The sequence below is a fragment of the Nonomuraea sp. MG754425 genome, assembly GCF_021699195.1.
Taxonomy (GTDB): domain Bacteria; phylum Actinomycetota; class Actinomycetes; order Streptosporangiales; family Streptosporangiaceae; genus Nonomuraea.
The window spans coordinates 1-261 of the sequence record NZ_SSXE01000595.1 but is presented as its reverse complement, the minus strand read 5'-3'; the positions used below and the strand labels follow the sequence as shown (position 1 = coordinate 261).

Here is a 261-nt window from a genome sequence, read left to right as displayed (position 1 = left end):
TGAGGTGCCCAGCAGATTCCGGACAGTCGGCTACATAAGCTGACAGAAGTCTGGAAGAGGTAGGTACGTGACGAGGCGTCGCAGGCAGTTCTCGCCCGAGTTCAAGGAAGAAGCCGTCCGCATGGTGCTGGAGGGTGATCGCACGGTCGCGGCGGTGGCCCGGGAGTTCGGGATCAACGCCAGCACCCTGGGCAGCTGGGTAACCCGGCATCGGATAGTCCACGACGAGGACGTGCAGCAGCCGGTTTCCGGGCCGGAGCG

The 261-nt window shown here is 64.4% G+C and carries 1 protein-coding gene; it reads left to right on the top strand.

Going from position 1 to position 261, the window contains the following annotated elements:
• Positions 1-67: 67 nt before the first annotated feature.
• The coding region (locus FAF44_RS54125; protein ID WP_237111246.1) for a transposase at positions 68-261 on the top strand (194 nt) is incomplete at its 3' end.